The organism is Haloplanus sp. (genome assembly GCF_028275055.1).
In the GTDB taxonomy this organism is placed as follows: domain Archaea; phylum Halobacteriota; class Halobacteria; order Halobacteriales; family Haloferacaceae; genus Haloplanus.
Map to the genome: position 1 here is coordinate 1 of NZ_JAQCNJ010000069.1, position 5775 is coordinate 5775.

The 5775-nt window shown below is 67.4% G+C and carries 4 protein-coding genes and 1 pseudogene; 1 reads left to right on the forward strand and 4 read right to left on the reverse strand.

Annotated elements, in window-relative coordinates:
• Positions 1 to 1386 (forward strand): rhomboid family intramembrane serine protease (locus Q0925_RS09000; protein WP_299334409.1); only part of this gene is annotated, 1386 nt, incomplete at its 5' end.
• 27 nt (positions 1387 to 1413) lie between these two features.
• Here Q0925_RS09000 and Q0925_RS09005 read toward each other — a convergent pair.
• The 4 genes and pseudogenes from Q0925_RS09005 to Q0925_RS09020 all read right to left on the reverse strand — a co-directional run.
• The gene (locus Q0925_RS09005; RefSeq protein WP_299334411.1) at positions 1414 to 1593 is read right to left on the reverse strand and encodes a hypothetical protein; all 180 of its coding nucleotides are present in this window, start codon (positions 1591 to 1593) and stop codon (positions 1414 to 1416) included.
• 129 nt (positions 1594 to 1722) lie between these two features.
• Positions 1723 to 4671, reverse strand: a complete 2949-nt coding sequence (locus tag Q0925_RS09010) for a PAS domain S-box protein (protein WP_299334413.1) — start codon at positions 4669 to 4671, stop codon at positions 1723 to 1725.
• Positions 4672 to 4834: 163 nt separating this feature from the next.
• Positions 4835 to 5419: a gamma carbonic anhydrase family protein gene (locus tag Q0925_RS09015; RefSeq protein WP_299334416.1), complete on the reverse strand. Its 585-nt coding sequence runs from the start codon at positions 5417 to 5419 to the stop codon at positions 4835 to 4837.
• A 194-nt stretch (positions 5420 to 5613) separates the two neighbouring features.
• Positions 5614 to 5775 (reverse strand): annotated as a pseudogene (locus Q0925_RS09020) (dihydrolipoyl dehydrogenase); the annotation flags it as partial.

Here is a 5775-nt window from a genome sequence, read left to right on the forward strand (position 1 = left end):
ACCGCCGCGTTTTCGCACAACGGCGCGAGCCACCTGATCGGCAACCTCATCGGAACGCTCACGCTTGCACCGCTGGCGGAGTACGCGTGGGGCCACTTCCCCAGACGGCGTGGGTCACAGACGTTCTCCTCGCTCCGGACGAACCCGTACGTCCGCGCGTTCGTGGCGTTTCCCGTCGCGGTGCTCGTGGTCGGGTTGCTCTCTTCGGTGTTCGCGATCGGCCCGATCATCGGGTTTTCGGGCGTCGTGTTCGCGTTCGCGGGCGTGGCGCTGGTGAACTATCCCCTGGGGACCGTGGTCGCACTCGCCGGCGGCGGGGCACTCCGGCTCGTGTACAACGCGCTCCGGTCCCCGACGCTCACTGCGAGCGGCCGCCCGGCGTACATCTCGCCGTGGTGGGCCGACATCGCGATCCAGGGGCACGCGCTCGGACTCCTGGTCGGCGTCCTGCTCGGGCTCTGGATCGTTCGGAGGCGGGGACGAAACTGCCGGCCGAGTGCGCGACGCCTCTGGCTCGGCGCCGTGCTCGTCGCGGTCGAGCAGTCGCTGTGGGCGGTCTACTGGTACCGCGGCGGCGACACGTACGTCCTCTACCGCGCCGTGGGCGTGATCCTGATAGCGGCGCTGGCTGTTCTCGTCGTCATCGGGGTCGTCGCCCGCGACGATCCCCTCTTCGAGTGGGACCTCGGCGGCGACAGCGGGGTGGTCCGGAACTGGCAGGTCGCGGCAGGCGTCCTACTGCTCACGACTGCGGCACTAGCGGGGCCGGCGGTCCCGACGAACCTCTTCACCGCCGGTTCGGGGGAGCTTCCCGGGGAGGAGCGAACAGTCCGCGATTACGAGGTCACGTACGCCGAGAACGTGCGGAACGGACAGATTTCGGTGGTCGACGTCGACGCGTTCGGGGAGACGACCGAAATCAACACCTCGGGCGTCATCGTGCGGAGCAGCGAGCGGGGGATCTGGACAACGGCAGCGACGAAAGGCCGGTTGGCGTTCGATGGCCGCGTTGCCGTCCGTCTCGGCGGGGTCGGGTGGCGCGAAACGGTGTACGCACAACGGGACGGGTGGCAGGTGCTCGGCGGCGGCACCGCCTACCGCGTTGGGCTCGACGACGGCGGGTCCGGGCGGGTCGTATACACCTCCGAACCCGTCACCGCGGGGCCGACGCTCGCCGGACGGAACGTGACAGTGGTCCCGACGCGGGAGGCCTACCGGCTGCGAGTCACGCGCCAGAACGGCTCAACGAACGAGACGGCCGCGTTACCCGCGAAAAACGCGTCAGTAACGATCGATGGCCTCCGGTTCGACCGCAACACCTCCCGGGTGACTGTCTCGTACAACGGGACACGGTTGCAGTTGCTGACCCAAGAGACCTACGAGTGAGACGGCCTGCGATCGCTTGCTATCGGGTCAGTCGTGTGTGGCTGACAGCCCGGATGAACGCGCCGTGACATCGATCCACCCCTCCGCCCGAAACGACTCGGAACACGGCTCACAGAGGCGGACATCCGGGAGGCTCGTGCCGCTGTCGAAGGCGAGGGCGTACCGACGGCCACGGGACGCCCCGCAGTTGGTGCAGTAGTCGTCCATACTGTGTCACGGGGTTGCAGCCACCTATATACGAACGAATTTGAGCAAATTCATCGTTTTGATGATCCGAGTAATCGGACCCGTTCCGGGAGAAGCCGAACGGTTCGCTGCGGTGCCGGTGGTGGACGGTCAGGCCTCGGGCAGATCGATCGCGACGGTGGTCCCGTCAGTGCCCGCGGCCAGGAGTTCGAGGTCCCCACCGTGTCTGTCGGCAACCCACTTGACGAGCCACAACCCCAGCCCCGAGGCGTGCTGAAGCTGGGTGATCTCGCGGTCGCCTGCGACCACCGCCCACTCCGCGTCAGGGAGCCCCGGCCCGTCGTCCGCGACCGCGATCCGAACGCGGTCGTCGTGGTCGGAAACGGTGATCGTGACCGACGTGTCGCTCCCGGACGTTCCGTGTTCGGCCGCGTTGTCGAGCAGCTCCGTGATCGCGCTCTCGATCGGGTCGTCGTACGGCACATGCGTGTCCGTATCGATCTCGATCCGGACGTCGGCGTCAGGACCGAGCGAGGTCACGACCCGCTCGAGGCGGTCCCGCAGGTCGGCCGCCGGTAACGCCTCCGGGTCTACCCGGTCGGCGTGAAGGATCTGCTGGACCGTCTGGGCGGTCTCGCTGGTGTTGAGCAGGGACCGGCTGGCCTCCGCGATCTGGTCGGCGTGGGCGGCGATCTGCGGGTCCGCCGCATCCGCCTCGATGAGTTCCGCACGGCCGTGGATGACGTTCGTCTGGTTCCGGAGGTTGTGCCGCAGCAGCCGGTGGAGGACTTGGAGGTGGGTGCCTTGGTGTCTAACCTCCGTGATGTCGGTCAGGACGACGAAGGCGTGTTCGCCGTTGTCGTCCCGGTACGGAACGCTCCGGAGGAGGTAAAACTGGACGCCGGTGTCGGTCCGGATCCGGATCTCCCGCTCGATCTGTTCCCGTCGCGTCGCGATTTCCTCGAGCGCCTCGGCGATCTGGTCCGGCAGTGCGTCTGCGACCGCCTCCAGCCGGGCGTCACGGAGGTCGTCGCCGCTGACGGCCGACAGCGCCACGAACTGGTCGTTCGCCGTGTTGATCGTCGGGCCGGCCGTCCCGAACGACAACTCCACGAGCGGGTCGGTGAGCGACCCGAACAGTTCGGCGAACCGACGGCGCTGCCGGGACGCCTCCTGTTCGGCCAACCGGAGCTCCCTGATGTCCTGGACAGTCCCGACGACGCCGTTGACTGCCGTGTCCGAGATCGGGGATACGGCGATCCGTGTCGGGATCTCGCCACCGTCGCGCGACTGGAGTTCGGTCTCGCTGACGTGCGACCCCGCGGGTGGCGACGCGATGAGTTCCGCGACGGTCTCGTCGACCAGCACGTCGTCGATTCGGGTGCCCACGAGCTCCGCCCGGGTCCGCCCCAACATCGCGGCGAACGACTCCGTAACGAGGGTGAACGTCCCGTCAGCGTCGAGGGTGAACAGCATGTCGTTGGCGGTTTCGACGACCGCCTCGTACCGCCGGCGTTCCTGGTCGCGCTCGACGCGATCGAACACCGACCCGGCGGTCGCAGTCAGGAGTTCGAGGAACTGCCGTTCGTCGTCGGTCACCACTTCGCCCTCTGCGTGGCCCACGCTGAGGACCCTGGTGTCGCCGATCGGGAGATACAGCGTCGGGCCGATCGTCGCGCCCCCCAGGTGGTCGGGGTCGTCGATTTCGACGGTCCGGCCCTCGGTGAACGCGGTCCCCACGGGTCCCTCGTCGGCGTCGTAGACCGGCCGGTCGCCGAGCCGCTGGTGGGCGGTCTTCGAGACCGAGACCGGCGCCAGCGCGTCGGCCGTGGCGTCGTACTCACGGACGACTGCGCCATCGGCGTCGATGGTGTTCGTCGCGACGTCGACCACCCGGTCGGCCACGTCGGCCGTCGTCTCCACGGCGACCATGTCCTGGGTCGCCTCGAGGAGGTTGTTGAAGATCCGCTCCCGTTGGCGCTGCCGGCTGATGTCCCGCAGGGTCCCGACCGTTCCGGTGAACGATCCGTTTTCGAGCGGCCGCAGCGTCATCCGGTCGGTACAGGGGACACGGCTGCCGTCCTTCCGGACGAGTTCCACGTCGAGTTTCGCGATCGACATCTCGTCGGGGCCCGTGTCCCCCTTCTGTCTGAGGAGGTCCGCAAGCGCGGCTTCGGCCTCCGCGACGGTCCTGTCGTCTTTGATCTTGTGTACGGACGCCCCAACGAGTTCGTCCCGCTCGTACCCCGTAATCTCACAGAGCGCATCGTTGACGAACGTGAACCGCCCCTCGTCGCCGACGATGTAGACCGCGTCGCCGACCGTCTTCACCAGGTGTTCGTACATCGTGCGGTCGGTTTCTGCATGGCTGTCATCGAGGTCACGAATCGTGACTGACAGCCGGCCGTTATCGGGGAACAGCGTCACGTCGAACGCCCGGCCCTCGTCGGTCACGACGTCGGTGGAGACAGCCGTCTCCTGCGTTCGCGCCCGCTTGACGGCGTCACGGACCTCGCTGATCGCCCGCTCGGAGAGCGCGTTCCACACGGATTGCCCCTCGAGCGCCTCCCTGTCGACGCCGAACGCCGACGCGGCGGCGTCGTTCAGGTAGGTGATCCGGTCGTCGGCATCGACCTGCAAGAGCCCGTCGTCGATCCGTTCGGCCGTCCGAAGCGCCGCCTCGCCGCGTTGGGCGGTCCTGTAGGCCGCGCCGGCTCCGTCCGGCCTCGCCGCCGTCGGCACCGCCCGGGTGAGTTTGGCCGCGAGCAACCCGAGCCCCGCCCCCGGCTCCCAGGTGATCGCGTCGCTGGCGCCGGCGGCGACGGCGTCACCGGCCGCCTCGGGATCCGGTGTCACCCACACCGTCTGTGGGTCGATCCGCTCGGGGACCGACTCGGGATCCGCCGCGAACACGACCGCGCCGCCCGCAGCGACCCCGTCGGAGCCCGACCGGTCGAGGTGGGTGAGGTCACCGAAGGTGACGCCGGTGTCTGCGGCGAGTTGGTCGATAGCGGCCGCAATCTCGTCGTGTCGCCCCTCGTATCCGTCGTCGTAGTACGGAGTGATGGAGAATGTATCCGAGCGAGGGACTCCTGGCATATATACTGTTTATGCCGGCACCCGTATTTTAATCTTAGTGGCGATTTCGCTCGGTGATAATCGAGACGGCGCTGTCTCCCGGAAACGAACAACAGCGGAGCCGCCGGGAGCGCCGGGACTGACTCGTCCGGGGCGACAGTACCGGGGTGGTCGAGCGGACCGACTACTGCTCCAACCCGCCGGCGGCCTTGTACACGCGGCGGTTCTTCAAGTAATGGTCGGCCGTTTCCTCGATGACCGCCGCCTGCTCGGGGGTGAGCTCCCTGGTTTCAGCCGGCACGCCGTACGCGAGGTGACCCTCCGGGACCACGGTATCCTCGGTGACCAACGACCCGGCGGCCACAAGCGAGTTCGATTCCACCCTGGCGTCGAACTGGACGGTGCTCGACATCCCGATCAAGGCGTCGTCGCCGACATCGGCGTGGTCGATGACGACGTTGTGGCCGACGGTGACGCGGTCGCCGACACGGGCGCCGTGGAGCATCGAGAACTCCTGATACTGTCGGCTATAGTCACGTGAAGTATTTCGACACCCCGGGGTGTCGAAAATTTTCACGTAGTTATAGCCGACAGTATGAACGTTCGTCCCCGCTCCCACAACTGTCTCCCGGATGTCGCCACGAAGGCAGACGAACGGCCAGAGACTCGCGTCCGTCCCCACGTCGACGTCGCCGACGAGGTACGCCATCTCCGAGACGAACGCGGAGTCGGCGACCGACGGCGACTCCCCCATGACTTCGCGTTCCATAGCGGTTCCTCGCTGACCGGGAAAATAAGCCTCCCGGGAGCGGTGCGGCAGTGCCAGGGTGAGAGGGTGACGGCAGCGCGGGTACTGCGTCGGATCTCCGACGCTTATCGCGACTCCCCTCGCGGATGCAGTACACGCTATGTCGCGATAGCAACCCCCGATCCGGGGTTGGGAGTAGCCGCAAGTCGGCACTACTACCGGTTGAGTGTGTGGATCGCCTGCTCCATCGCGTTCTCGGCGGCCTCCATCGTCGCCTCCGAGAGCGTCGGGTGGGTGTGGATGGTGTCGGCGACCTCGTCGACCGTCGCGCCGAGTTCGATCGCGACCCCGATTTCGGCGATCAGTTCGGAGGCCTC